The sequence below is a fragment of the Clostridium algidicarnis DSM 15099 genome (assembly GCF_002934235.1).
Lineage (GTDB): Bacteria > Bacillota > Clostridia > Clostridiales > Clostridiaceae > Clostridium_L > Clostridium_L algidicarnis.
The window spans coordinates 1-1,524 of sequence record NZ_PTIS01000035.1; the positions used below are offsets into that span (position 1 = coordinate 1).

Here is a 1,524-nt window from a genome sequence, read left to right on the forward strand (position 1 = left end):
AGGTCAAGCTACAAAGGGCACATGGCGAATGCCTTGGCATCAAGAGCCGACGAAGGACGCGATAAGCTGCGATAAGCTTCGGGTAGCCGCAAATAGGCTGTGAACCGAAGATTTCCGAATGAGGAAACTCACATGGGTAAACCCCATGTATTGTATACTGAATAAATAGGTATATAAGGGTACACCCAGGGAACTGAAACATCTAAGTACCTGGAGGAAGAGAAAGAAAATTCGATTTCCTAAGTAGCGGCGAGCGAAAGGGAAAGAGCCCAAACCAGAAATTTATTTCTGGGGTTGTGGACAGATCATTAATATGGCGGTATTTTAGTCGAATACAACTGGAAAGTTGAGCCACAGCGTGTAATAGCCACGTAGACGAAAGAAGAAGGCCTAAGATCTGATCCAGAGTACCACGAGACACGTGAAACCTTGTGGGAAGCAGGGAGGACCACCTCCCAAGGCTAAATACTACTTGATGACCGATAGTGAAGAAGTACCGTGAGGGAAAGGTGAAAAGAACCCCGGAAGGGGAGTGAAATAGAACCTGAAACCGTGTGCCTACAACCGGTCAAAGCACCTTATGTGTGTGATGACGTGCTTTTTGTAGAACGAGCCAACGAGTTACGATATGTAGCGAGGTTAAGTACTTAAGGTACGGAGCCGAAGGGAAACCGAGTCTTAATAGGGCAAATAGTTGCATGTCGTAGACCCGAAACCGGGTGACCTATCCATGGCCAGGTTGAAGCAGAAGTAAAATTCTGTGGAGGACCGAACCAAATTGGTGTTGAAAAACCATGGGATGAGCTGTGGATAGCGGAGAAATTCCAATCGAACCCGGAGATAGCTGGTTCTCCTCGAAATAGCTTTAGGGCTAGCGTCGGATATGAGTAGTGGAGGTAGAGCACTGAATGGGCTAGGGGCCGTATAGGTTACCAAACTCTATCAAACTCCGAATGCCACATACTATTAGTCCGGCAGTCAGACTGCGAGTGATAAGGCCCGTAGTCAAAAGGGAAACAGCCCAGACCATCAGCTAAGGTCCCAAAGTATAGATTAAGTGGAAAAGGATGTGGGATTTCAAAGACAACTAGGATGTTGGCTTAGAAGCAGCCACTCATTAAAAGAGTGCGTAATAGCTCACTAGTCGAGAGATCCCGCGCCGAAGATGTTCGGGGCTAAAATCTATCACCGAAGCTATGGGTGTACATTTATGTACGCGGTAGAGGAGCGTCCTGTACTGGCTGAAGTCGTACCGAAAGGAGCGGTGGACGGTACAGGAGTGAGAATGTTGGCATAAGTAGCGAGAACTAGGTGAGAATCCTAGTGGTCGAAAATCTAAGGTTTCCTGGGGAAGGTTCGTCCGCCCAGGGTTAGTCGGGACCTAAGCCGAGGCCGAAAGGCGTAGGCGATGGACAATCGGTTGATATTCCGATACCACTATGTAGCGTTATTACCAATGGGGTGACGCAGGAGGATAAGATGTGCTAGCTATTGGATGCTAGTCTAAGCACTTAGGGAGTCTGG

Annotated in this window: 1 rRNA gene (only partly in view); it reads left to right on the plus strand. The window is 48.0% G+C overall.

The annotated features are described in order from the left end of the window. The first annotated feature begins 1 nt into the window (after position 1). Positions 2-1,524 (plus strand): 23S ribosomal RNA (locus BD821_RS13255) (it continues 1,476 nt past the right edge of the window).